21 protein-coding genes are annotated in these 20,638 nt (G+C 64.7%); 17 read left to right on the forward strand and 4 right to left on the reverse strand.

The annotated features are described in order from the left end of the window. Positions 1-76: 76 nt before the first annotated feature. The 4 genes from pyrE to T5B8_RS11580 all read left to right on the forward strand — a co-directional run bounded on the left by pyrE (position 77) and on the right by T5B8_RS11580 (position 4,685). Positions 77-730 carry an orotate phosphoribosyltransferase gene (gene pyrE / locus T5B8_RS11565; protein ID WP_353178880.1) on the forward strand — a complete coding sequence of 218 codons (654 nt, stop codon included), beginning with the start codon at positions 77-79 and terminating at the stop codon, positions 728-730. Beyond that, entirely contained in the window at positions 727-2,520 is a 1,794-nt protein-coding gene (locus T5B8_RS11570) for a DUF4153 domain-containing protein (protein ID WP_353178882.1), read from the forward strand. The genes pyrE and T5B8_RS11570 overlap by 4 nt, the downstream gene beginning before the upstream one ends. 214 nt (positions 2,521-2,734) lie before the next feature. Beyond that, the gene (locus T5B8_RS11575) at positions 2,735-2,971 is read left to right on the forward strand and encodes a hypothetical protein (protein WP_353178884.1); all 237 of its coding nucleotides are present in this window, start codon (positions 2,735-2,737) and stop codon (positions 2,969-2,971) included. 31 nt (positions 2,972-3,002) lie between these two features. Continuing rightward, a complete protein-coding gene (locus T5B8_RS11580) occupies positions 3,003-4,685 on the forward strand; it encodes a methyl-accepting chemotaxis protein (protein WP_353178886.1) in 1,683 nt (560 codons plus the stop codon). A 45-nt stretch (positions 4,686-4,730) separates the two neighbouring features. Here T5B8_RS11580 and argB read toward each other — a convergent pair whose 3' ends face one another. Genes argB through coaBC form a run of 3 tightly spaced genes read right to left on the reverse strand, consistent with a single transcriptional unit; the run spans position 4,731 to position 7,380 of the window. Continuing rightward, a complete protein-coding gene (gene argB, locus T5B8_RS11585; RefSeq protein ID WP_353178888.1) occupies positions 4,731-5,642 on the reverse strand; it encodes an acetylglutamate kinase in 912 nt (303 codons plus the stop codon). Positions 5,643-5,680: 38 nt separating this feature from the next. Beyond that, entirely contained in the window at positions 5,681-6,136 is a 456-nt protein-coding gene (gene dut, locus T5B8_RS11590) for a dUTP diphosphatase (protein ID WP_353178890.1), read from the reverse strand. Beyond that, positions 6,136-7,380 (reverse strand): bifunctional phosphopantothenoylcysteine decarboxylase/phosphopantothenate--cysteine ligase CoaBC, encoded by a 1,245-nt coding sequence (gene coaBC, locus T5B8_RS11595; RefSeq protein WP_353178928.1) that lies wholly within the window; start codon positions 7,378-7,380, stop codon positions 6,136-6,138. Before coaBC ends, dut begins: the two co-directional genes overlap by 1 nt. A 118-nt stretch (positions 7,381-7,498) precedes the next feature. On the opposite strand from coaBC, the gene radC reads away from it, so the two are divergent. The 5 genes from radC to rpmG all read left to right on the forward strand — a co-directional run bounded on the left by radC (position 7,499) and on the right by rpmG (position 10,363). Continuing rightward, entirely contained in the window at positions 7,499-8,173 is a 675-nt protein-coding gene (gene radC / locus T5B8_RS11600; protein WP_353178892.1) for a RadC family protein, read from the forward strand. Positions 8,174-8,305: 132 nt separating this feature from the next. Next, positions 8,306-8,977, forward strand: a complete 672-nt coding sequence (locus T5B8_RS11605; RefSeq protein ID WP_353178894.1) for an outer membrane beta-barrel protein — start codon at positions 8,306-8,308, stop codon at positions 8,975-8,977. A gap of 201 nt (positions 8,978-9,178) precedes the next feature. Then, complete coding sequence (locus tag T5B8_RS11610; RefSeq protein ID WP_353178896.1) at positions 9,179-9,835, forward strand: putative outer membrane beta-barrel protein; 657 nt, start codon at positions 9,179-9,181, stop codon at positions 9,833-9,835. 139 nt (positions 9,836-9,974) lie between these two features. Beyond that, positions 9,975-10,208: a 50S ribosomal protein L28 gene (gene rpmB, locus T5B8_RS11615; protein WP_006912358.1), complete on the forward strand. Its 234-nt coding sequence runs from the start codon at positions 9,975-9,977 to the stop codon at positions 10,206-10,208. Further along, positions 10,208-10,363, forward strand: coding sequence for a 50S ribosomal protein L33 (rpmG, locus tag T5B8_RS11620; protein ID WP_209060564.1), 156 nt, complete (start codon positions 10,208-10,210; stop codon positions 10,361-10,363). Before rpmB ends, rpmG begins: the two co-directional genes overlap by 1 nt. 108 nt (positions 10,364-10,471) lie before the next feature. Here the strand turns inward: rpmG and T5B8_RS11625 are convergent, their stop codons facing one another. After that, positions 10,472-12,493 (reverse strand): hydantoinase/oxoprolinase family protein, encoded by a 2,022-nt coding sequence (locus T5B8_RS11625; RefSeq protein ID WP_353178898.1) that lies wholly within the window; start codon positions 12,491-12,493, stop codon positions 10,472-10,474. An 80-nt stretch (positions 12,494-12,573) separates the two neighbouring features. Between T5B8_RS11625 and T5B8_RS11630 the strand changes: the two genes are divergently transcribed. The 8 genes from T5B8_RS11630 (at position 12,574) to T5B8_RS11665 (ending at position 20,607) form a co-directional block, all read left to right on the forward strand. After that, a complete protein-coding gene (locus T5B8_RS11630; protein WP_353178900.1) occupies positions 12,574-13,509 on the forward strand; it encodes an ABC transporter ATP-binding protein in 936 nt (311 codons plus the stop codon). Beyond that, positions 13,506-14,276, forward strand: a complete 771-nt coding sequence (locus T5B8_RS11635) for an ABC transporter permease (protein ID WP_353178901.1) — start codon at positions 13,506-13,508, stop codon at positions 14,274-14,276. Before T5B8_RS11630 ends, T5B8_RS11635 begins: the two co-directional genes overlap by 4 nt. Then, a complete protein-coding gene (locus tag T5B8_RS11640; protein ID WP_353178903.1) occupies positions 14,276-15,619 on the forward strand; it encodes a GldG family protein in 1,344 nt (447 codons plus the stop codon). The genes T5B8_RS11635 and T5B8_RS11640 overlap by 1 nt, the downstream gene beginning before the upstream one ends. 7 nt (positions 15,620-15,626) lie before the next feature. Then, a complete protein-coding gene (locus T5B8_RS11645; protein ID WP_353178905.1) occupies positions 15,627-16,577 on the forward strand; it encodes a DUF4340 domain-containing protein in 951 nt (316 codons plus the stop codon). Between the two features lie 68 nt (positions 16,578-16,645). Next, on the forward strand, positions 16,646-17,461 hold the full coding sequence (mutM, locus tag T5B8_RS11650) for a bifunctional DNA-formamidopyrimidine glycosylase/DNA-(apurinic or apyrimidinic site) lyase (RefSeq protein ID WP_353178907.1): 816 nt from the start codon (positions 16,646-16,648) through the stop codon (positions 17,459-17,461). A gap of 21 nt (positions 17,462-17,482) precedes the next feature. Next, entirely contained in the window at positions 17,483-19,072 is a 1,590-nt protein-coding gene (locus T5B8_RS11655; protein ID WP_353178909.1) for an FMN-binding glutamate synthase family protein, read from the forward strand. A gap of 331 nt (positions 19,073-19,403) precedes the next feature. Then, a complete protein-coding gene (locus tag T5B8_RS11660) occupies positions 19,404-19,826 on the forward strand; it encodes a YkvA family protein (protein WP_353178911.1) in 423 nt (140 codons plus the stop codon). 4 nt (positions 19,827-19,830) lie between these two features. Further along, positions 19,831-20,607 carry an SDR family NAD(P)-dependent oxidoreductase gene (locus tag T5B8_RS11665; protein ID WP_353178913.1) on the forward strand — a complete coding sequence of 259 codons (777 nt, stop codon included), beginning with the start codon at positions 19,831-19,833 and terminating at the stop codon, positions 20,605-20,607. The last annotated feature ends 31 nt before the right edge of the window (positions 20,608-20,638 follow it).

Below are 20,638 nucleotides of genomic sequence, written 5' to 3' on the forward strand. Positions count from 1 at the left end.
CTCGCCGCTGCGCCGCGCAGGCCTTATCATACGTGCTTGCCAAGCCCGTACGATCCAACCACGCCGGGAACTGCCCATGTCTGCGCCGCCCACCGACCATAGCCAGGATTTTCTGGCCCTTGCCGCTACCTACGACGCGCTCAAGTTCGGCGAGTTCCAGCTCAAGTCGGGTCGTGTGAGCCCCTACTTCTTCAATATGGGCGCGATCGCCTCCGGCGCCGGCATGAAACGCCTGGCCGCCGGCTATGCCGCGGCGCTCACGCATGCCGGCATCGACTACGACAGCCTGTTTGGCCCCGCTTATAAAGGTATCCCGCTGGTGGCCACTGTCGCCTGTGCGCTCGCCGATCACGGCCGCGACGTCCCGTTCACCTACAACCGCAAGGAAGCCAAGGATCACGGCGAAGGCGGCACGCTGGTCGGCGCGCCGCTGGGCCAGCGCGTGGTGATCGTCGACGACGTCATGACCGCCGGCACTGCCGTGCGCGAAGCCATCGCCATGATTCGCAACGCCGGCAGCGAAGTCGCCGGCGTGCTCATTGCGCTCGATCGCCAGGAACGCGGCACGGATGCGCGCTCGCCGCTGCAGGCACTGGCTGAAGACGAAGGCATTCCCACGGTCGCCGTGGCCAATCTCGACGATGTGATCGGCTATGCCGAACGCGCCGGGCTGGACGACGACAGGCTGGCCGCAATCAAACGCTATCGCGACGAGTACGGCGTCGCGTGAGCCAGCACAGCACCGACGCGAACAGCGACTACACGCCGGGCCTCGACCGGCTTACGCGCTATGCGTTGGTCGCACTTGCCGTAGCGCAGGCGCTTGCACTTTATGGGCTTGCGCAGGCGAGCGACGCTTTCGATGCGCCGCGTTGGCTGTACGGCGCCTATGTCGTCGCCGGCCTGTTGCCACTGCTGTTTTATCTGGGCTGCGAACGTCTGTACGACATACGCAATCTGATCGCGGCCGTCCTGCTCGCACCTCTGCTGTTCGGCCTCGGTTGGCATCTGGGCTGGCTGTGCGAGCCGTTCGAAAATCACAGCTCCCCGACCGATGCCTTCCTCTTGAGTTTCGCACTGAGCATGGGCGCCGCGGTGTTCGTGCTCGCCAGCTATCTGCGTGCCTGGACCGCACAGCACAAACCCGTCTTTGACTATCCGCAGCTGCTGATCTACACCCACGAGCAGCTATTCTGCATCGTGCTCGTGAGCGTGTTTCTCGGCATTGCCTGGGGGCTGCTGACACTCTGGGCGATGCTTTTCGATGCCATCGGCATTACGCTGTTCTCGCAGCTTTTGAACAACGAACTGTTCGGGTATCTGTGCAACGGCCTGATCGCCGGCATAGCGCTGGTCGTCATACGCAACCAGCCGCGACTGATCGCGACGTTGAGCGCCATCACCCGCGCCCTGCTACGTGTGCTGCTGGTACCCGTAGCGCTGGCCATCGTGCTCTTTGCCCTGGCGTTACCGTGGGTCGGCGTCGAACAGATATGGGCGACCGGGCGTGCGGCCTCGCTGATGATGATGCTCAGCGTGGTACTGCTGGCATTGTTCGCCACGGCATTTCTCGAAGCACCACAGGAAACGGGTTATCCACGCCCGCTACGCGCGCTGGTTTGGGGGGCCGTCATACTCCTGCCGCTCAACGTCGTTCTGGCGAGCTGGGCACTGGGCCTGCGTATCGGCCAGCACGGCTTGAGCGTCGACCGGCTCTGGGCCGTCGTGCTGCTGGCCCTGATCGCCTCCTATGCACTCAGCTATGCGCTGGTGATCCTTTGGTCACGCGCCAAGGCCAGCGCAAGACTGCAGCGGATCAACGTCGTCATGGGCCTGGTCGTCGCCGGCACGCTGATTCTGGTCAATACGCCGCTGGCCGATCTGCGCGCGCTGAGTGCGCATAACCAGGCCCAACGGCTGACCGAGTCTCGCGTCGCACCGGCGCACTTCGACTACAACTATCTACGCAATAAGCTCGGCGCCTATGGCGTCGCCGAACTGAAGCGGTTGCGTGACAGCGATTTCGCCGACGGCCATCCACGCGTCGCCCAACGGATCGCGGCCGTACTCGACAATCCGTCGACAACAGATGTCGAACCGACGGTCGATACGACCGACCCCGACGCGATTGCCGCGACGTTCAATATTGTTCCCGGCGATACGGCCGTACCGGCTGAATTCATCACGACAGCCGCCGAGGCATGGCCCGAGTGTCTGCACTCACCGGGGCGCTGTACGCTGGTGCGCGCACAGCATCCGAACATGACTTTCTGGTGGGTTTTCACCCGCTCGTCCTCCGGTCATCGCTATGGTTCGGCCTATGCGCAGATCGACGGCGAATGGCGCAAGGTTGGCCCGGTCTCATCACACGGCTGCGGCGGGGTATCCGAATCCGAAAACGACACGAATGTGGCTCCGCAGGCCCTGCCGGGGCCGTTCGTCGCGTTCAAGGACAAGCGCTGCTTTTATGTCATCACGCCCGATGATACCTACCTGCGCGATCTAAGCGGTAGGCGCTGACCGGCCGTTCAAGCACGACATATGGCTGAAACCCGATCGCCATAGCGTGCCCGTGCCAACCTGCGCTCTGCCGTAGGCATGCCGACGTGGCGATGAAGCACCCGGCACTCGTAGCATGGGCTTGGGGGATCACGATGCCGACGGAATGGCATATCGCGGCCTGGCTTGTCTTATGCGTCGCATTGCGTGGCCGCTGTAACGACACAATGCGTCGGTGGACCTGACCGCGCCGGACACCGCCGGCGCCCCGCCCTCGAACGGCAACGACAACATCCCGGGCGTACCCGAACAAGCCGAGAACGCGGATATCGCACCGACCGTGGCATGGCTGCTCGGCCTGGCGTTGCACGCCGAAGATCTCGCCGACGCGCCGCGCCTTAGGCGCTTTGCACGCGCATGGCCGCGCTACATCGAGGCGCTTTTCTCAAGCAATGCCCATCCGCGTCGATAAGAGTTCAACTTTTAACCAACCGGTCTTCCTCATGCTCAATCGGCTCGGCATCGGCCGCCGTCTGGGGCTCGCCTTCGGCATATTGACGCTTCTTCTGATCGTCGATACAGCAGTGGCGACCTACGGCCTCAACCACGTGGCCGCGACCGCAACGCGCGCGATCAGCGTGGATACGCAAATCGCGCTCAATTCGGCAGAAGTTCAGCGTCTTGGGCTGCAAGCGCGACGCTACGAAAAAGACACCTTCATTAATATCGGGAATGCCGCCAAGCGTGCCGACTACAAGCAGGCATGGGACGATAACCACAAGGCACTCGTCGGCGTGCTCCAGGACGGCGCGCAGCTGGCCGTCAACGACAAGCAGCGTGCACTCTACCGCGATGCAGCGAGCGCACTGGCCGGCTATCGCGACGGCTTCGATCGCACCTATGCGCGTATCCGCGACGGCGAGTTGAGTTCGACCGCCGCCGCCAATACCGCATTCTCAGAGTACAAGCAGTCGATCTACGATCTCGAGTCGATGGCCGAAGCGATCGATCAACTGGCCGATACGCGCATGGCCCAGAGCATTCCCACGCTCGAGGCTCAGCAGCGCAGTTCGATGATCGCGCTGCTGGCGTTCGCCGGTACAGCAATCGTTTTGGCCATCGTGTTCGCCTGGATCATCACGCGCAGCATTACGAAGCCGCTGGATTACGCCGTCGATGTGGTCGAGAACGTGGCCCGCGGCAACCTGCGCCGCGAGATCACGGTCCGCGGCAGCGATGAAGTCGGCCGGCTACTCGCAGCGATGGCCGAGCAACGCGCACAGCTGACCGCCCTGGTGATCTCGCTACGCGAACTCAGCCAGAACGTGCACGCCGGTGCACGCGAAATCGCCTCCGGCAACGACGAGCTCAGCACACGCACACAGCAGCAGGCGGCAAGCCTCGAGGAAACCGCGGCGTCGATGGAACAGATGACCGCGACGGTCAAACAGAACGCCGACAACGCCACTCAGGCCGACCAGCTCGCCCATGCCGTACGCACACGAGCCGGCGAAGGCGACGAGGTGGTGACCCGCGCGGTGCATGCGATGGGCGAAATCAGCGCATCGAGCAAGCGCATCAGCGAAATCGTCGGCCTGATCGACGATATCGCCTTCCAGACCAACCTGTTGGCGCTCAACGCATCGGTCGAGGCCGCGCGCGCCGGCGAACAGGGCCGCGGGTTCGCGGTGGTTGCCTCGGAAGTGCGTAACCTGGCCAGCCGCAGCGCAGCCGCGGCCAAGGATATCAAGACACTGGTCGAGGACAGCGCGGCCAAGGTGGCCGACGGTTCGAATCAGGTCGAGCTGTCCGGAACCCTGCTCAAGGAGATCGTCGGTTCGATCGCCCAGGTCGGCGACCTGATTTCCGAAATTGCCGCAGCGGGCAACGAGCAGGCCCACGGCATCGACCAGGTCAATATCGCGGTATCGCAAATGGATACCACGACCCAGAAGAATGCGTCCCTCGTCGAGGAGTCGGCAGCGGCGAGTCTGTCCCTGGAAGAACAGGCCGGCGCGCTCGAAAAGCAGATCGCCTTCTTCGAACTGCCTGAGGACAACACGTCACCCGCGCCCCACCAGGCACAAACCCGCCCGGCCGCCCCGGCCCGGGTGGCGGTCACTACGCCACGACAGGCGCCGGCCCGGCCCATGCTCGAAGAAGATGCCGACTGGGCGACTTTCTAACCATCGATCTGGCGCATGAACCGGCGCACCCGAGCCGGCCTGAATTCAGGCCGGCTCGGGATCGTTCGCTGCCGGGGGTTCGGCGGGTTGGCGGGTGATCTGGGTCCCAACGCCGGCATCGGTGAACAGCTCGAGGAGTACCGCGTTTTCCACTCGGCCATCGACGATATGGGCCGATGTCACCCCCGAAGCCACCGCATCCAGCGCGCACTGGATCTTGGGCAACATGCCGCCATGGATCACCCCGGCCTCGATTAATTCCTTGACCTGACCAGGTGCCAGGCCGGTCAGCAGATGCCCCTCACCGTCGAGCACGCCGGGCGTATTGGTCAGCAGCATGAGTTTTTCGGCTTCGAGCACGGAGGCGATCTTGCCAGCGACCAGATCCGCGTTGATGTTGTAGCTGCGCCCGTCCGCACCGACACCAATCGGCGCGATCACGGGGATGAAATCGTCGGCTTCAAGGCGTTTCACAATACGCGGGTCGATATGCGACACCTCGCCGACGAAACCCAGGTCGGTATCGTCACCCACCAGCGCCAGCTTGCGGGCATGAATCAGCCCGCCGTCCTTGCCGGTCAGGCCCACCGCACGGCCGCCGTGCTGGTTGATGAGATTGACGATCTCCTTGTTCACCAGCCCGCCGAGCACCATTTCGACCACGTCCATGGTTTCTTCGTCGGTGACCCGCATGCCCTTGATGAACTCGGTCTGCTTGCCGACGCGCTCCAGCAGCTTGCCGATCTGCGGGCCGCCGCCGTGCACCACCACCGGGTTGAAGCCGACCAGTTTCATGAGCGCGATATCGCGGGCAAAGCCGGACTTGAGCTCGGGATCGGTCATGGCGTTGCCGCCATACTTGATCACCACCGTCTTGCCGGCAAACCGCCGGATATAGGGCAAGGCTTCGCCCAGCACGCGGGCCACGCGCGCGGCCTGTTCGGGATCGAGTGACATACGTTTGTTTTGTTCGAATGGTGTCATGGGCGTACTACTCAGCGGCTGCCGGTCGAACCGAAGCCGCCTGCGCCACGGGCGCTGTCGTCGAAGGCTTCAACCACCTCAAGCTCGGGGGCGACAACCGGCACGAGCACGAACTGGGCGATACGCTCGCCGACATCGATGGTGAATTCGGCCGTACCGCGGTTCCAGCAGGACACCATCAACGGGCCCTGGTAGTCGGAATCGATCAGCCCGACGAGATTGCCCAGCACGATGCCGTGCTTATGGCCCAGCCCCGAGCGCGGCAGGATCAGGCCGGCCAGATTCGGATCGGCAATATGAATCGCCAGCCCCGTGGGCAGCAGTTCACAGTCGCCCGGGGCAAGCGTGAGCGGGGCCTCGAGCATGGCGCGCAGATCGATACCGGCCGAGCCGGCCGTGGCCCGTTGCGGCAATTCGAAATCGCGGCCCAGACGGGCATCGAGCACCTTGACCTGCAAACGGGACATCAAACATTTCCTTCGGATGACTCGGGTAACAGGCCGACTTCGGCGGCCATGCGTTCGGCGATGAGATCGACCAGCTGTTCGGCCAGTTCGTGTTTGCTGGCCTGGGCGAGTTCACGCTCGCCGCCGTCCCAGACCACGTATAGCGCGTTGTCGTCGCGGCCGAACGCATGTTCCGGGCCGACGATATTGCCGGCAACCATCGACAGCTTCTTGCGTTCACGCTTGGAACGCGCACTGGCCTGCATGTCGGTGGTTTCGGCCGCAAAACCCAGCGTGAACAGATAGGGGTGGGCTGCGGCCACGTCGGCGATGATATCGCGGGTCCGAGTCAGCGCCAGGCTGGTATCGCCGTCGGACTTCTTGATCTTGTCGGCCGCGGTGGTGGCCGGCCGGTAATCAGCAACGGCCGCCGCGCCGATGAAGATATCCGCACTGTCGATTACGGCCATGACCGCGGCGTGCATATCCGCGGCCGACTGTACATCCACACGTTCCACCCCGGCGGGCACAGCCAGGGCGGTCGGCCCGGACACCAGCGTCACACGGGCGCCGGCATCGGCACAGGCCGCAGCCAGGGCATAGCCCATACGTCCGGAGGAATGATTGGTAATGAAGCGCACCGGATCGAGCGCTTCGCGCGTGGGTCCGGCCGTAATCACCACATGGCGGTCGGCGAGCACGCCCTCGCCGGCGGTGGCTTCGAAATAATCGATGACCGCATCGCGGATCGCCTCCGGCTCGACCATGCGCCCAGCGCCGCTTTCACGCTCGGCCAGTGCGCCCTCGGCTGGGCCGATGAAACGCACGCCCCGTGCGCCCAGCGTTTCGACATTCGCGCAGGTGGCCGGATGCGCCCACATGACGTAATTCATCGCCGGGGCGACCAGCACCTCGGCATGACTTGCCAGACACAGCGTGGACAGCAGATCGTCGGCCCGGCCGGCACACAGACGGGCCAGCGTATCCGCCGAGGCCGGCGCGATCACGATCAGATCGGCCCAGCGGGCCAGTTCGATATGGCCCATGTTCAATTCGGCAGCCTCGTCCCAGAGGCTGTCGCGTACCGCATGACCGGATAGCGCGGCCAGTGTCATCGGTGTGATGAAACGTTTGGCCGACTCGGTCATCACCACCTGGACCTCGGCCCCGGCTTCGACCAGCCGGCGTACGAGCGCGGCCGCCTTGTAGGCCGCGATACTGCCGGTCACGCCGAGCAGGATTCTGCGATGGGCAAGCATAGACATGGTGGCCATTGTACCTGCCTGACTGGACGGCGCTTGCTTTGCAATTACAGGATTAACCCCGTCTGCCCGCCGATAACAGACCACGAGGATCGCAAAACAACGATACGGAGGATATGCGATGGGGATTGCCGACTGGCCGGCCGCCGAGCGGCCGCGAGAAAAACTGCTGGAACGCGGCGCGGGGGCGCTGTCGGATGCCGAACTGCTGGCCATTTTTCTACGGGTGGGCGTACGCGGGGCGAGCGCGGTCGATCTCGCCCGTCAGCTACTTAGCGAATATGAAAGCCTCGGCGCGCTGCTGGCCGCCGACCAGAAGACCTTCTGTGCGACCCGCGGCCTGGGCGTGGCCAAGTTCGCCCAGTTGCAGGCAGTCATGGAAATGGCACGCCGTCATGCCACGGAAACCCTGGCCGAGGTGGACGTACTCAGCGCACCGGAAGCCACCCGGCGCTATCTCACTCTCAAACTGGCCCATGTGCCGCACGAGGTCTTCGCCTGTGTGTTTTTGAACACGCGCAATCATGTCATCGCCTTCGAGGAACTCTTTCGCGGCACCATCGATGGCGCGGCGGTCTATCCGCGCGAGGTGGTCAAGGCCGCGCTGCGCCACAACGCGGCCGCGGTGATCCTCGCCCACAACCATCCCTCGGGCGTGGCCGAGCCCAGCGCGGCCGATCGCGATATCACCCATCGACTGGCCGACGCACTCGCGCTGGTCGACGTACGCGTGCTCGATCATCTGGTCATCGCCGCGCGCCAAACCGTCTCGTTCGCCGAACGCGGGTTGCTCTAGCCCTTGCCCACAAAGGCTTCGCAGCGCCGTTAAGACGCGTTAATGTTTCGTTAATTTAAAATTAAGATGATGTGCGCGGACAGATTGCTGTCCCGGCCGGTCTGCACCGGCCCCACCGTTTTGGAGTACATCATGAAGCACATCAATAGACAGGCCGTGATCCTGATCGGCGCCGCCTGCGTACCGTTTGCCGCCATCGCCGCCCCGACCAGCGCCGAGGGCCCGAGCTATACCTATGTCCAGGGCGACTATATCCCCAACGGCAAGGTCGACGGCGCGGATGCCGACTATGACGGTTTCGGCCTCGAAGGCTCGGCGGCCATCGTGCCGCACGTCTATGTAAAAGGCCGTTATGACCGCCTGGATGTGGACGACTCGCGTACCGATGTCGATCGCGGCAGCCTCGGTGTGGGCCTCAATGACTTCTACGACTACGGCGGCGCCGAAGGCACCGGCATCGGCTATTACGGCCAGGTGTCCTACGAGCGGCTGCAGTTCGACGATGTGGTCGGCAGCGCCGATACGAGCGCCACCGGCTACGGCATCGATGCCGGCCTGCGCTGGATGGTCGACCCGGCCGTCGAGATCAACCCGAACATCGGTTATGTCGACTACGGCCGCAATTCCGGCGACGGCGTGGATCTGGGCAAGGGCGACGGCATGCGCTACAGCCTGCGCACGCTCGGCTACCTGACCGACAATCTCGCCCTGTCGGCCGAATATGCCAAGACCGATTACGACATCGGCAGCGCCGGCCTGGACTTCGGCAATGAAGTCAAGGTGGGCGCGCGCTACAGCTTCTAGCGCCGACGGCGTAAAGAATCCGGCGGTCGCGCGGGTGCGCGGCCGCGGTCCCGGCACCCCGCTTCGGCGGGGTGTTTTATTACCGGGGGCGGTCTCTCAGCACAAATACGCTTTGACACACCGCGACCCAGCCACTAGCTTGCGCCAGCCGCGAACTTGCTTATCTTTCAATAAGTTCTGCGCTCAACAGGAGAAGATCCGATGAACAAGACCCTGCTCGCCCTGAGTGTATCCCTGGTACCGATGGTCGGCATTGCCGCGCCCAACGATACGCCCGGCGCGCCCGATTACAGCTATGTTCAGGGCGACTGGATCGTCGATGGCGACGCCCATGGCACCGGTCACGATTACGACGGCTATGGCATCGAAGGCTCGGTCGCGATCACGCCCAATGTTTACGTCAATGGCCGCTATGACTGGGTCGATGTGGACAGCAGTGCATTCGACGCCAATCGCACCAGCATCGGTGTCGGCGCCAACGATTTCTACGACTTCGGCCGCGGCGATGGCACGGGCGTGGGCTATTACGGCCAGGTCTCCTTCGAGCGCCTGAACCTCGACGACCTGCCGGGCAGCAATGACGATGCCGACGCCAACGGCTATGGCGCCGATGTCGGTCTGCGCTGGATGGTCGATCCGCGTATCGAAATCAACCCGCATGTCGGCTGGGTCGATTACGGCGATCTGGGCTCGGGCCTGGGCGATGCCGACGGTGTGCGCTATGGCGTGCGTGCGCTGGGCTACGTCAACGACGCGCTCGCGCTCACGGCCGATTTCCGTGCCAGCGACATCGAGACGTCGCGTCGCGATATCGGCTTCGACAACGAGATCCGTGTCGGCGCACGCGTGAACTTCTAAGACAGCAGCCGGGCTTGCGGGCCGCCGCGTTTCGTACCGGCGGCCTGCAAATTCTGGCGCACAACGGTTGTGTCGCGCGGTTATTGATGGTTAAATGCGCGGCTCGCTGACGCATGAGCGCGCGACCCAGGAGTTAGTCATGTCCCAGATCTGTCAGGTCACCGGCAAAAAGCCGGTCACCGGTTACAACGTCTCGCACGCCCACAACAAGACGAAACGTCGCTTTGTGCCCAACCTGCACTGGCATCGTTTCTGGGTGGAATCGGAAAAGCGCTATGTGCGCCTGCGCGTGTCTGCCAAGGGCATGCGTATTATCGACCGCCAGGGCATCGATACAGTGCTTGCCAAGATCCGCAAGCAGGAGAAAGCATAATGCGCGAAAAAGTACGCATGGTCTCGACGGCGGATACCGGGTTCTTCTACACCACGTACAAGAACAAGCGGAACACGCCCGACAAGCTCGAGATGAAGAAGTACGATCCCAAGGCGCGCAAGCACGTGACCTTCAAGGAAGCCAAGATCAAGTGATCTTCGCTGTACCGGCGTGACGCGCCGGTGCCGATCGCGAAAGAACCGGCCGTGCGCCGGTTTTTTTGTGCGTCCTGCCTTTTGGGACCGGTCGTCGCGAGATAGGCCCTAGTCCCGGCGCAGCAACAGATTGCCCTTGGTATCGACCTCGGCAGACCAGCCTGGCGCGATCCATGTCGTGGTGACCTGCTCGCGCACGATCGCCGGGCCCTCGAAATGCTGGCCTGCGCGTAGCGACTCGCGCTCGTAGAGCGGCACCGCGTCGCCGCATTCATGTACTGCCACGGTTCGCGCGGTCTCGGGCGCGCCTTCGCCAGCTTCGATATCCGGCAGCTCGACATCCGGCACCGGCCCGGCACGGTGCAGGCGCAGATTGACCAGTTCCACGCTCAAATCGAAGCGATGGCCGTAGCGCGCTTCGTGCGCTTCATGAAAAGCCCGCATCAGTTCGTCCGGCGCACGCCAGGCGAGATTGAGCGAGGCACTCTGGCCGGCATAGCGCAAATCCGCGCTCAGGCGTTCCTCGATATCGGCTTCGGCCACGCCTTCGGCGACCAGCTCATCGCGGGTGGCTTCGCGCAGCGGCGCCAGCCAGCTGTCGATTTCGTTGCCATCGATATCCGCCAACGGCTGCAGAATACTCAGCGAGCGCTCGCGCGAGCGTCGTGCCACCAGCATGCCCAGCGCCGAGAGCACGCCGGCGAATACCGGGATGAGCACCCGTTTCATGCCCATGCCGTCAGCCAGCGCACAGGCATGCAACGGCCCCGCCCCGCCGAAACACAGCAGGCTGTCGTCGGCCACGGGTTCACCGCGGGCGACCGAAATCACCCGCAGGGCACCGGTCATGGCTTCATCGGCAATACGCAGAATGCCGGCAGCGGCCGCTTCCACGCTCAGATCGAGCGGTTCGGCGATACGCGAAACCGCCCGCCGGGCGGCATCCACATCCAGGCCCATATGCCCGCCCAGCTGAGTCGAGGCCGGCAGGCGGCCGAGCACGACATGGGCATCGGTCACGGTGGGCTGTTCGCCGCCCTTGCCGTAGCAGGCGGGGCCGGGTTCGGCACCGGCCGACGCGGGGCCGACCTGTAGCAACCCGCCGGCATCCAGCCAGGCGATCGAACCGCCGCCCGCGCCGATGGTATGCATGTCGACCATGGGCACGGCCACCGGGTAACCGGCGATCCGGGTCTTGCTGGTCAAGGCCAGTTCGTCGGCGACCAGCGCCACATCGCTGCTGGTACCGCCCATATCAAGCGTAAGCACGCGCTCGAGACCGGCCGCGCGGGCCACGAAGCGTGCGCCCAGCAGTCCGCCGGCCGGTCCGGACAACAACAGATTCACGGCGTTGTCCGCAGCCTGGTCGACACCGACCGTGCCGGCCGCGCCGTGCATGATCGCCACCCGTTCGAGCGCCTTTTCGAGCCGGCGCAGATAGCCGCCCACGGTCGGGCCAAGCGCGGCGTTGAGCCAGGTGGCGATACCGCGCTCGTATTCGCCGTATTCGGGCAGCACACGACTGCCGCGGGCAATGGCCAGATCGGGCAATGCGGCGCGCAAGGCGGTTTCGATAGCGGCTTCGTCGTCGCCGTTGAGAAACGCAAACAACAGGTTGATGGCCACCGCCTCCACACCGGCCTCGCGCAGCTTGTCGACCAGCGCGTCGCACATGTCCTCGTCGAGGGCGACCAGCGATTGGCCTTTCGCGTCGCGGCGCGCATCGATTTCGAAACACAGGCCGGGCTCGACCGGGACCGGATTGGGCGCAGGCTCCAGCGCATACAACTCGCGCCGCGCCTGACGACCGATGGTGAGCACATCGGCAAAGCCGGTATTGGCGATATAGGCGGTGCGCGCGAGCTTGTTTTCCAGCACGGCGTTGGTGGCGACCGTCGAGCCATGCACGATACGCCAGTCCGCGGCGGCGTCGCCGGCAAAATGGCGCACGCCGTCGATAACCGCCGCTTCCGGGGCGTCGGGCGTAGAGGCGATCTTGTAGACCGCCAGCCGGCCGTGCTCGCGGGCGATCACGTCGGTGAAGGTGCCGCCGGTATCCACGCCCAGTTCACCGGCGGCGGGCGGGGTCGATTGCGGCTTTGTCGAACGATCGTCGTGGTTTACGGTCATGATCCTGTCAGCGGATGATTCGGCCTCGTGGTGCTGCCCAGTGGGCGGCAGTACCGGAGGACGTGGTACCGGGAACGATCATGGAAAGCGATTTGAAGCTCCGAGCGCAAGGCCTGGTTCGCGATTATGCAGGCCGGCGGGCCGTCGACGGCGTGGATCTGTCGCTTGCGCGCGGCGAAGTGCTGGGCCTGCTCGGGCCCAACGGCGCTGGCAAATCGACCACCTTGCGCATGCTGGCCGGGACCCTCGCCCCGGGCGCGGGGCAGGTCGAGATCGCCGGCTTCGACATGGCGCGCGAACCACTCCAGGCCAAACGTCATCTGGGCTATCTGCCCGAACATCCGCCGGTCTACGGCGAACTTACCGTTGATGAATATCTGGGCTTTTGTGCGCGATTGCACGCGATCGCGCGTGCCGATCGCCGTGCCGCAATCGAACAGGCGAAAAGCGATTGCGGGCTCGAAGATGTCGGCAAGCGCCTGATCGGCAATCTGTCCAAGGGCTATCAGCAGCGCGTGGGTATCGCCCAGGCGATCGTGCATCGCCCGGATGTGCTGATCTTCGACGAACCCACCGCCGGGCTCGACCCCAACCAGCTGCGCGGTATCCGCGAACTGGTGGCGCGCCTGGCGGCCCGCCACAGCGTGATCGTGTCCAGCCATATTCTTTCGGAAATCGAGGCGGTGGCCGCGCGGGTGGTGATTCTGCATCACGGCCGGATCGTGCTCGACGAACGCCCGGGCATACAGGCCCATGCGCCGGCGGTGATCGACATCACGCTGCGCTCGGGCCCGGATACCGACACACTGTCTGCCCTGCCCGGCGTCCAGTCGGTCGCGATGATCGGCGACGGGCGTTGGCGTATCGTCGCCGAGGCCGGACGCGATATCCGCGGCGCGCTGGCCGAAACGGCCGTTCATCACGGCTGGCAGTTGCTGGAAATGCGCAGCCACGCGCCCGATCTGGAAAGCCGTTTTCGCGAGCTCACCCGGGACACGCCGGAGCATGCCGCATGAATGCCCTACGCGCGATCGCCGCCCACGAACTCAAGCGCCTGTTCGTCTCGCCGCTGGCCTGGACGCTGCTCGCCGTCACCCAGCTGCTGCTGGGTATTCTGTTCGCCCTGTCGTTGACCGATATCAGCCTCAACCCGCAGACGGTGGGCGAATACGACGGTATTTCCGCGATCGTCGGCGGCGGTGTGTTCCGGTTTGCCACCGTGCTGCTGCTGCTGGTGGTACCACTGCTGACCATGCGCGCTTTTGCCGAGGAACGTAAAAGCGGCAATCTCGATCTCATGCTGGCCGCGCCCGCGCAACTGTGGGCGATCGTGGGCGGCAAGTTCGCGGCGCTGATGGGGTATCTGAGCCTGATGTTCGTACTCATCGCGGCCATGCCGTTGTCGCTGGCGCTGTTCACGCCGCTGGATTTCGGTCTGCTGTGTGCCGGGCTGGTCGGCCAGTGGCTGGTCATGGCGTCGTTCGCCGCGCTCGGGCTGTTCGTATCCTCGCTCACCCGCGAGCCGACGCTGGCCGCGGTCGCCACGCTGGGCCTGCTCATGCTGTTGTGGCTGTGCTATGCGGTCTCCACCTTCGACTGGCAGCCGGTCGTGCTCGGCACCACGCTGGCGGTGGGCGACATCGCCCATGCGCTGTCGCTGATCGGCCACCACGATGCGCTGCTGCGCGGCGTGTTTTCGAGCGCCGATGTGCTGTATTTCGTGATCTTCACCCTGTGTTTTCTCGCCCTGACCGTGGTGCGCCTCGATATGGATCGTCACTGATGCGTGCCAGCCATGCCCTGACCTGCGTGCTGATCGTAATCGCCGCACTTCTGGCCGGCGCGCTCAGCCAGCGCTTTTCTGTGAGTGCCGACTGGACGGCCGGCAATCGCAATTCGCTGTCGAGCGCCAGCCAGCAGGTGCTCGACGCGCTCGACGCCGGGCCGATTTCGTTTGTGGCCTATATCTATCCCGGCCCGCGCCGTGCCGAAGTACGCGAACGCCTGGCCCGTTATACGCGCGCCAGTTCGCGCGTGACGCTGGAATTCGTCGACCCCGCACGCGATCCGCAGCAGGTGCGCGCACTGGGCATCGGCGATCAGGGTGCGCTCCAGATCCGCTATCAGGGGCGCAGCCAGACGGTGACCGATTTCAGCGAAAAGAGCGTGACCAACGCCCTGCAGAAGCTCTCGGTAGCCAAGAATCAATGGGTCGTCTTTCTATCCGGTCACGGCGAGCGCTCGCCGTCGGACACGTCCAATGGCGGCTATAGCGAACTCGCCGCCGCCCTCGATGCCCAGGGCCTGACTACGCGCAGCCTGAATATTGCCGAGGCCGCGGCCATTCCCGACAACGCCGCGATCGTGGTCATCGCAAGCCCCCAGCGCGCGCTGCTGCCCGGCGAAGTGCGCATGCTGCGCGACTACGTCGCCCGCGGCGGCGCCCTGCTCTGGGCCGACGATCCCGGCCCGCGCTACGGCTTGGAACCGCTGGCGCGCGATCTGGGTTTGCGCTGGCTGCCCGGCACCCTGATCTACCCGGATTTTCGCGAACTGGGCACGGGCCATCCCGCGATCGCCCTGGTTGCCAACTATCCGAATACGCCGATCACCGACAACCTCACCCAGATCGGTCTATTCCCCTACGCAGGCGCACTGGCGCGCGCGGATGACGCACCCGACAACGACTGGCAGGCCCAGACCTTTTTGCGTTCGAGTACGCGCAGCTGGCTGGAAACCGGTCCGCTGGATGGCCAGCAAAGCCTGACCTTCGAGCCCGATCAGGGCGATACCCGCGGCCCGCTGGATATCGGCATCGCGCTGACCCGGGCCGTGAACACCGATGCCGGCCAGTTCGCCCAGCGCGTGGCCGTGGTCGCCGATAGCGACTTCATGACCAATGGCCATCTCGACCGGCTCGGCAACCGCCCGCTCGCGCTCGCCCTGTTTCAGTGGCTGGGTTTTCGCGACGCCCAGATCGCGGTCGATGTCGCCAAGGCCCCGGATACGCGCCTGCAACTCAGCCCGGCACAGATTCGCGGCTTCTGGTGGGTGTATGTGCTGATTCTGCCCTTCGTGTTACTGGGCTTCGGCCTCTGGCGCTGGCAGCGCCGGCGACGGCGCTAACATCGCGATGAATCGCAAGCGACTGATTTTCAATAGCGCGCTCATTCTGGGCATCGCGGTACTCGGGCTCACCCTGTGGCTGCTGCGCAAACCCACACCCGCGCCGCCGGAAACGGTCAGTGCCCTGCCCGCCGCTGCGATCACCGCCATCGAAGTGCATCTGCCCGATGCCATCGTGCAACTCGAGCGCCGCGGTGCCGGCCACAGCTGGCAAATGCGTGAGCCCATCGCCGCCCCGGCCGATACCGCGCCGCTCGAAGCCATGCTGGCCCTGGCCGATGCAACGCCCACGCAGCGCTACGAGCGCGGCGCGATCGACGACAAGACCACCGGGCTCGATGAGCCGGCGCTGGTGGTGCGCTTCAACGGCCAAGCCCCGATTGCCGTGGGCAATGAAGGACCGACGCCGGCCAGCCGTTATGTCGCCACGCCGCATGCCCTGCTGCTGGTCGAGGCCGAGCGCCTGGCGCGGCTGCCCGCGAACTGGCGCAACTGGGTATCGCCCACGCTGCTGGCCGACGATGCCGATCTGAGCGAACTCATATTGCCTCGGCTGACGCTGACCCGGAGCGATACCGGCGGCTGGCAGGTGGCCCCGGCCAAGGCAGATCTCGGGGCCGATTATGCCCAGGCCACGATCGATGCCTGGCGCCACAGCAGAGCACTATCGCTCGAGCCCGTCGATGCCTCACGCGCGCGCATTGCTCGTGTGACCCTGCGCTACGGCGACGACCGTATCCGCCACCTGGATGTGATCGAACGCGAGCCGGAACTCATCCTGCGCGATGCCGGACGCGGTATCGACTACCACTTTGCTGCGCATCTGGCCGCGCCGCTGCTGGATATGCAGCACCCGGACACACTCGGCGCGGGGCGCGCACGCAGCCTGCAACCCTCGGCGATCCCGCTGACCCCGGCAGACGACGGCGCCGCAGGCACTACATCGATGCCAGACTAGACCGCGCCCCTCGGCCGGCGATGTTGGCCAAATGCGGTCTGGCTCGAAGACCGTGGCAGAATGGCGCGATGCCCGAATTGCCCGAAGTCGAAACCACGCGTGCGGGGATCGAGCCGCATGTGCGCGGTCAGCGCGTGCGCACGGTCATCGTGCGCCAGCCGCAGCTGCGCTGGCCGGTATCCGAAGCGCTGGCCGAAGTCCTGCCCGGCCAGACCATTCGCACCGTGCATCGACGGGCGAAATATCTGCTGTTCGAGGCCGAGACCGGCCACATCTGCCTGCATCTGGGCATGTCCGGGCGTCTGCGTATCGTGCCCGCCGACACCCCGGTGGCTACCCACGACCATGTCGATATCGTGCTCGATAACGACTGGACCGTGCGCTTCAACGATGCCCGGCGCTTCGGCTCGCTGTTCTGGCTCGACGGCCCGCCCGAACGATTCGCGTTGCTGGCGAATCTCGGCCCGGAACCACTGGGCGAGGCCTTCGACGGCGACTGGCTGTATACGCGCTCGCGCGGACGGCGCGCGCCGGTCAAGACATTCATCATGGATAGCGCCACGGTGGTCGGCGTGGGCAACATCTATGCCTGCGAAGCCCTGCACGCCGCACGTATTCATCCGCGCCGGCCGGCCGGACGTATCGGGCGCACGCGTTACCATGCGCTGGCCAGCGCGATTCGACAGGTGCTTGCCGACGCAATCGTGGCCGGCGGTACGACATTGCGCGACTATATCGGTGTCGACGGCGATACCGGCTATTTCCAGCTACGCCTGGCCGCGTATGGCAAGGCCGGCCAGCCCTGCCCGCGCGGATGCGGGCCGATTCGTCGCGAAGTAATCGGTCAACGCAGCACGTTTTTCTGCCCGGTCTGCCAGAAATGAATCACCACCTAGATTGACCCCATGCGCTATATCGCCTTAATCGCCTGTATCGCCGCCACCGTGGGCTTCGGTTACCTGACCCTCGGCATGCCGCGTTATTTCGGCCTGTTCTTTCTGATCAGCGTCGCGTTTCTGGGCATGGGCCTGCACGATTTCTTCCAGCGCGAACACGCGCTTTTGCGCAATTACCCGCTGCTGGCGCATTTTCGCTGGATGATCGAAGCGATCCGCCCGGAAATCCGCCAGTATCTGCTGGAATCGGATACCGAAGCCGCGCCGTTTTCACGCGAGTATCGTTCGCAGGTGTACCAGCGCGCCAAGAACGTCAACGATGCCGACCCGTTCGGCACCGAGCACAATGTCTATGCCGAAGGCCATGAATGGCTGGTGCATTCGATCGCGGCCAAAACCCCGAGCGAAACCCCGCCGCGCGTGCGTGTGGGCGGACCGCAGTGCACCCAGCCGTATGAAGCCTCCACGCTCAATATCTCGGCGATGAGCTTCGGCTCACTGTCGGCCAATGCCATTCGCGCACTCAACTTCGGCGCGGCCAAGGGCGGCTTCGCCCACGATACCGGCGAAGGTTCGGTCAGCCGCCACCACAAGGAATTCGGTGGCGATCTGATCTGGGAAATCGGCAGCGGCTATTTCGGCTGTCGGCGTGCCGATGGCGGTTTCGATCGCGATCAATATGTACAGGTCGCCAACGACGACCAGGTCAAGATGATCGAGATCAAGCTCAGCCAGGGCGCCAAGCCCGGCCACGGCGGCGTACTGCCGGGCTCCAAGGTCACCCCGGAAATCGCGGAAGCCCGCGGTATCGAAGTCGGCCAGACCTGTGTCTCGCCACCGGCGCACTCGGCGTTTTCCACGCCCATCGAGCTGATGGAGTTCATTGCCGATCTGCGCGAGGGCGCGAACGGCAAACCGGTGGGTTTCAAACTCTGCGTGGGCCACGGCTGGCAGTTCATGTCGTTGGCTAAGGCCATGCTCAAGACCGGCATCACGCCCGATTTCATTGTCGTCGACGGCGCCGAAGGCGGCACGGGTGCGGCGCCGCTGGAACTGGCCGATCACGTCGGCACACCGCTGCGTGAGGGCCTGATCTGGGTGCACAACACGCTGGTGGGCGCCGGTCTGCGCGATCGTATTCGTATCGGCGCCTCCGGCAAGATCACCTCGGGCTTCAAGATGGCCGCGAACATGGCCCTGGGCGCGGACTGGTGCAACTCCGCCCGCGGCTTCATGTTCGCGGTGGGCTGTGTGCAGTCCGAATCCTGTCATACCGATCGCTGCCCCACCGGCGTGGCAACCCAGAACAAATGGCGCCAGCGCGCGGTGGTAGTGCCCGACAAGGGCGAGCGCGTCTACAACTTCCATCGCCGTACGGTCGCGGCGATGCAGGAAGTGGTGGCGACCGTCGGGCTCGATCATCCGGGCCAGCTGCGCCCGGAACATCTGTGCCGGCGCACGATGGATTCGGAAATCCATACCGCCGATCAGGTCTACCGGTTTCTGGAAACCGGCGAACTGCTCACCCGGCTCGGCGATGGTCGCTACGAAAACGCCTGGCGCAAGGCGCAGGCACATAGCTTTCTGCCGGCAATCTAGGGCCTGTCGTCGCGAGATAGGCCACCGCATCGCCGACCATGCCGCGGCAAGACAAAGGCATCGCGAGTGCCGCGTAGTTATTTCGCGTTAGCGAGCCAACCCATGAACCATAACGCCGGATTGCCGTGGCTTGGCCGCCGACCGATCGTTATTGGTTGAGGTTGCGATGACATATCCCGCGACCACAGGCCCTACGTCGTGAGATAGGCCGTCGCAACGACGACGCGATCGAAACGCGACCGGCGAACGATACGGATACGCCTGTCGCCGTGCATGCGCTACGCTCGACACTATCGTTCTCATCCAAGGCGCCGTACGCCGGGAGTGACCCATGCCCCTACCAACCGTTCATCGACCGAGCGAGGCCCCGCAGAATGCGGCCGAGGTGCGCGATTATGCCGGCCAGTATTCCAATACGCGCTTCTGGACCAAGGTGTCGCGGGTGGCCAAGCGCGCCGGCTACGAACTGCTGGAAAAAGCGCTCTGGCTGCATTATGCCGCCCAGCGCCCGGAAACCCCGCGCTGGGCACGGGTGACCGCCTACGGCGCGCTGGGTTATTTCATCCTGCCGATGGATGCCATTCCGGACTGGCTGTTCGGCTTCGGGCTGACCGACGATCTGTCGGCGCTGACCCTGGCGGTGGTGGCCCTGTCGCAATACATCAACGACGACGTGCGTCGGCGTACCGCCCACAAGCTCGACCAGTGGTTCGAACGCCCGACCCACAAACGTCCGTTGCAACCGATGGAGTAAGCCCATGACAGTCAAGCAGTTAGCGGGCTCCGTGGTGCTGGTTACCGGCGCCTCGGCCGGGGTGGGCGAAGCTGCGGCGCGCGCTTTTGCCGAGGCCGGCGCGCAGGTCATCGTGGCCGCCCGCGGCGCCGAAAAGCTCGAACGCGTTGCCCGCGATATCGGCGCCACGCCCATCGTGGCGGACGTATCCTCCGCCGCCGGCTGCGAGCAGCTCATACACGAAACGCTGGCCGTTCACGGCCGGCTCGATGTACTGGTCAACAATGCCGGCTGCCATCACCGCGGACCGGTGGCCACGCGCAGCGCCGACGAAATCGGCGAAATGGTGGATACCAATCTGCGCGCGCCATTGATGCTCTCGCGTCTGGCCCTGGATGCGCTTCAGGCCGGCGACGGCGGCGCCATTGTCAATGTGGCCTCGATTGCCGGGCATATGCCGCTGGCCGGCAGTGCCAGCTATTCGGCCACCAAGTTCGGCCTGCGCGCTTTCACCTATGCCCTGGCCGAGGAACTGGACGATACCGGCGTCAGCGTGAGCGTGGTATCGCCGGGGCCGATCGCGACCGATTTCATTCTGTCCGATATCGACTCGGTGTCCGACATCACCTTCTCGCAGGCAATGAGTACGCCCGAACAGATCGCCGAGCTGATCGTGGCCTGTGCCCGCGACGGGCGCGTCGAACGTAGTCGCCCGGCGATGAGCCGCGTGATGGCGACCGCCGGCTATCTGGTGCCGGCCTTGCCACGCGCGCTGCGTCCGCTACTGGCCCAGGCTGTGTGAAAACGCGTGAGTTAGCGTACTTTTCCCCATC

This window comes from Salinisphaera sp. T5B8 (genome assembly GCF_040361255.1).
Lineage (GTDB): Bacteria > Pseudomonadota > Gammaproteobacteria > Nevskiales > Salinisphaeraceae > Salinisphaera.